We start from the raw sequence: 3,791 nt of genomic DNA, 5'->3' as shown, positions 1-3,791 counted from the left end.
GCATGAACCCGCTGCTGGTGTTCGTCGGCGGCGGGATGGGCGCGGTGTTGCGCTATGGCGTCGGGCGGATCGCGGTGGTCGGCGGATGGGGCGCGCCGGCGGCAACGCTGGCGGTCAATGTGGTTGGATGCCTGGCGATGGGGTTGCTGGCGGGGTGGTTCGTGCGAGGCGGCGGGGGGAGCGAGCCGTGGCGGCTGTTTTTGCTGACCGGGGTGCTGGGCGGGTTTACGACTTTTTCGGCGTTCGGGCTGGACGCGCTGACGCTGTGGCAGCGCGGGGCGGTCGGGCTGGCGGCGGCTTATGTGGCGGCGTCGGTCCTGCTGTCGCTAGGCGCGGTGGCGCTGGGGTTTGTGGTGGCGCGCTAGAACATCGCCGGGTCGAGGGCGCAGATGGCGTCGGTGGTGATGTCGAGCGATTGCGAGACCATGTAGAGCGGCTGGAAGCTGTCGTGCTTGTAGGGGGTGGCCATTGCCGCCGCGACGGTGAAGGGGACGCGCGCGACTTGCAGGTCCTCGACGCTGAAGTGCGCTTCGCCGAAGCTGGAGGTCAGCCCGGCGCCGAGGATCTTCACCTCGCCGCTCTCGCGGCACAGGCCGAACTCGGCCGAGTGCCAGTAGAGGCGGGCGATCTCGACGCCGCGGCCGGCGGCGATGGCGGCGGTGCCGAGGTGGCCGACATGCTCCATCAGCCGGGCCATGCGCGGGTCGACCATCATCGGGACATGGCCGAAGATGTCGTGGAAGCAGTCGGGCTCCTCGAGATAGTCGAGTTCTTCGCGGCGGCGGATGAAATTGCCGATCGGGAAGATGCGTTCGGTCAGCATGGCGAAGAAGGCGTCGTCGGGGACGAGGCCCTCGACCGCGACGGTCTTCCACCCGGTGCGCGGGGTGAGGTGGCGGTTGAGCTCGGCGAGGTCGGGGATGCCGGGCTTCGACAGGCGGAGCAGGTCGAGCCCGTCGAGGAACGGCGTAACGACGCGGCTGCCGAGGAGATCGACCTGGCGGGTGAACAGTAGGTCCCAGACGGCGTGGTCGTCGGCGCTGAACGCGCTCCAGTTCTGATCGACGACATAGTCGGACCAGTGCGGCGGCGTCGCTGGATCATTGTGGGCAATCGCCTGATGCAACATGTCGGGATCCTGTCTGGTCGAACGAGGGCGGGCAATAAAAAACCCCGCCGAAGCGAGGTGCGGTGGAAGGGCAAGACGCGCGTGCGCTCAGCCGGCTTCCACCTCGGTGATATAATAAGGGGCGATCTGGCTGCGCATCGGGATCCCATAAGCTAGATTGGCGATGAATACTAGCTGGCTAGTTCGTCGATCGTGCGGGCCAGCCCGAGGTCGCGCGCGGTGACGCCGCCGGCGTCGTGGCTGGTCAGGCGGAAGTCGACGCGGTTCCACACGCTGGTAAATTCGGGGTGATGGTCGATCGCCTCGGCATGGGCGGCCACGCGGGTGAGGAAAGCGAAGGCCTCGGCGAAGTCCTTGAAGGTGAAGCTCTTGGTGATCGCGTCGCCTGAGGTGGTCCAGCCTTTCGGGGTGGTCATGCGGTTTCCTCCAGTGCGGGATAGGCTTGCTCAGCGGCGAGCAGTGCCTGTTCGGTGCGTTCCGCCCATTCCTCGATCCCCGCCGCATCCGCCAGCAGGTCCTGGCGAATCTCGATTTCGACATAGGGCAAATGACGCGGGTAGGCGTGGTGGGGAATGGTATAGTCGATGATGTCCATCGAATAGGGCTGATTGTCGCCGACGGTCAGGGCGGGGTCGACGGCGTAGGCGGCGATCATGGCGCGGGCGAAGCGATTGTCGCCGGTGTCGTGGAGGATGCCGACCTGCCACGGCCGCGCGACGCCCTGCATCACCGGGGTGAAGCTATGCAGCGCGACGAGAATGGTGGTGAGGCCGGCGGCGGCGCGGCGGTCGAGTTCGGCGGCGATCGCGGCCTGATAGGGGGCGTGGATCGCTTCTGCGCGGGCGGCGGCCCTGGTAGGGTCGAGCGCGGCGTTGGCGGCGATGGCGGTGCCGTCGCTGACCGGGGGAATCGAATCGGGCGCGCCGGGCCGGCGATTGCAGTCGATCAACAGCCGCGAGTAACGCTGGTGAATAAATGACGCCGCGATGCGGTCGGCGAGGCGGACGCCCAGGCGGGCGATGCCGATGTCCCACGCGATGTGGCGCACCGCGTCGGTTTCGCTAAGCCCGAGCGTCCCGAGGCTTTCGGGAATGCGATTGCCGGCGTGGTCGCCGACCAGCAGGAACGGCGAGGCGGCTCCGGGGTTGTGGATGGCGACGGGTGGCGGCTCGTGATTGCCCAGTATAGGGTTGGCGCAAGACTGGGCGAGGTGGGGCCGATCCGGCATGACGATCCTGACTATTTCTCATGTGACGACCTATTCGTACCGGCAGCCGGTCGCGTTCGGCGAGCATCGCATATTCGTGCGGCCGCGCGAAAGCCATGACCAGGACCTGCTCGAGGCGCGGCTGATCATCGATCCCGAGCCGGTCGAGCTGCGCTGGATGCAGGACGTGTTCGGCAATTCACTGGCGGTGGCGACGTTCAACCGGCGGGCGACGAACCTGCGGATCGATAGCCTGGTCAAGGTGCGGCACCAGCCGATGCTGACGGCGGAGGTCGAGGTCGAGCCCTATGCCCGGCTGTTCCCGTTCAGCTATGCGCCCGAGGACCAGCCCGACCTGATGCGCTCGATCGAGCGACAGCATCACGATCCCGAGCGGGTGCTCGACAAATGGGCGCGGCGGTTCCTGAAGAAGGATACCGAGACCGAGAGCGTGGCGATGCTGGCCGACATGACGCGGTTCATCAAGCGCAACTTCACCTATCTGCCGCGTGCCGAGAAGGGCACCCAGACGCCGGTCGAGACGATCTTCAAGCGACAGGGGACGTGCCGCGATTTCGCCGTGCTGATGATGGAAGCGGCGCGCGCGCTGGGACTCGCGGCGCGCTTCGTTTCCGGCTATCTCTACAACCCGCGCGGCACATCGGGCCGCGTCGGCGGCGGCAGCACCCACGCCTGGGTCCGCATCTTCCTGCCAGGGTCCGGTTGGGTCGAGTTCGACCCGACCAACGGCATCGTCGGCAACGCGGGCCTCATCCGCGTCGCCGTCGCGCGCGACCCGGCGCAGGCGGTACCGATCTCGGGAACGTGGAGCGGCTTTCCGAACAGCGATCTGGGCATGGACGTGACCGTCGAGGTCACGCTCGACGACCTTCACCAATCCGCCCCGGCCATCAAGGCCGTGGCCAACGGGATACGATGACTATGTTGATCAGGGCCGGTTACGACATTCGCTTCACGACGAAACAGCCGACGCCGATGATGGCGCTGCTGAGCGTGCATCCGTCACGCGCGAAAGACCTCAAGACGACGCCGCACCTGGCTACCGATCCGGCGATCGAGACGCATGATTATGTCGACAGCTTCGGCAATGTCGCGACTCGCTTCGTCCTGCCCGAGGGCGAGACAATCATCACCAACGACTTCGTCATCGAGGACAGCGGGATCGAGGACCGGATAATGCCTGGCGCGCGCCAGTTGCCGGTCGAGGAATTGCCCGACGATGTGCTCATCTACCTGCTCGGCAGCCGCTATTGCGAAACCGACCGCCTGTCCGACACCGCCTGGGGCCTGTTCGGCCATGTCGAGCCGGGCTGGACGCGGCTGAAGGCGATCCTCGACTATGCCCACAAGCATATCGAGTTCGGCTATCATTACGCCCGCCCGACCAAGACCGCGTGGGAAGCGCATCAGGAGGGACGCGGGGTGTGCCGCGAC

The 3,791-nt window shown here is 66.6% G+C and carries 5 protein-coding genes and 1 pseudogene; 3 read left to right on the top strand and 3 right to left on the bottom strand.

The window, feature by feature from the left end:
• The first annotated feature begins 2 nt into the window (after positions 1–2).
• A complete protein-coding gene (crcB, locus tag RMN84_RS05940) occupies positions 3–365 on the top strand; it encodes a fluoride efflux transporter CrcB (RefSeq protein ID WP_309611273.1) in 363 nt (120 codons plus the stop codon).
• Here the strand turns inward: crcB and RMN84_RS05935 are convergent.
• The 3 genes from RMN84_RS05935 to RMN84_RS05925 form a co-directional block, all read right to left on the bottom strand.
• A complete protein-coding gene (locus tag RMN84_RS05935; RefSeq protein WP_309611272.1) occupies positions 362–1,129 on the bottom strand; it encodes a phenylalanine 4-monooxygenase in 768 nt (255 codons plus the stop codon). The genes crcB and RMN84_RS05935 overlap by 4 nt on opposite strands.
• Before the next feature lie 170 nt (positions 1,130–1,299).
• Positions 1,300–1,545: a 4a-hydroxytetrahydrobiopterin dehydratase gene (locus tag RMN84_RS05930; RefSeq protein ID WP_309611271.1), complete on the bottom strand. Its 246-nt coding sequence runs from the start codon at positions 1,543–1,545 to the stop codon at positions 1,300–1,302.
• Positions 1,542–2,357 (bottom strand): N-formylglutamate amidohydrolase, encoded by an 816-nt coding sequence (locus RMN84_RS05925; RefSeq protein WP_309611270.1) that lies wholly within the window; start codon positions 2,355–2,357, stop codon positions 1,542–1,544. The genes RMN84_RS05930 and RMN84_RS05925 overlap by 4 nt, the downstream gene beginning before the upstream one ends.
• On the opposite strand from RMN84_RS05925, the gene RMN84_RS05920 reads away from it, so the two are divergent.
• Positions 2,356–3,276 carry a transglutaminase family protein gene (locus tag RMN84_RS05920; RefSeq protein ID WP_309611269.1) on the top strand — a complete coding sequence of 307 codons (921 nt, stop codon included), beginning with the start codon at positions 2,356–2,358 and terminating at the stop codon, positions 3,274–3,276. The genes RMN84_RS05925 and RMN84_RS05920 overlap by 2 nt on opposite strands.
• Positions 3,273–3,791, top strand: a pseudogene (locus tag RMN84_RS05915) (transglutaminase family protein); the annotation flags it as partial. The gene RMN84_RS05920 and the pseudogene RMN84_RS05915, both read left to right, overlap by 4 nt.

Source organism: Sphingomonas sp., assembly GCF_031380695.1.
In the GTDB taxonomy this organism is placed as follows: Bacteria; Pseudomonadota; Alphaproteobacteria; order Sphingomonadales; family Sphingomonadaceae; genus Sphingomicrobium.
The sequence above is the reverse complement of the archived record's forward strand: the minus strand, read 5'-3'. Positions and strand labels throughout refer to the sequence as shown.